At 34.2% G+C, this 278-nt stretch carries 1 pseudogene; it reads right to left on the reverse strand.

The window, feature by feature from the left end:
• Positions 1–263, reverse strand: a pseudogene (locus tag SB679_RS23905) (hypothetical protein); the annotation flags it as partial.
• Positions 264–278: the final 15 nt, after the last annotated feature.

Raw genomic sequence — 278 nt, forward strand, 5'->3', positions numbered from 1 at the left:
GTAGGCAAAAAACTTTCAAGATCCGGGCTAAAGTTGATCCACTTGCTATCTATGGTAAAGTCTGTTTTGTTGATCATCATTCTTGCATATCCCACAGTTTCAAACTGGTCATAATTTCTGCCTAACAAAACAAATTTGTCATCAAAAGTTTTATCATTATCAAGTTTCCTGTATCCTGACCGGTAAGATTCAATATTATCAAGGGTATTATCTGTTAAAATGCTTTCAATGGGTTTGTTGGATGCTTCTTTTCCGGTTTTCATATCAAGAACTAAAAG

Origin of the sequence: Chryseobacterium sp. SIMBA_029 (genome assembly GCF_046535275.1) — a bacterium.
Lineage (GTDB): Bacteria > Bacteroidota > Bacteroidia > Flavobacteriales > Weeksellaceae > Chryseobacterium.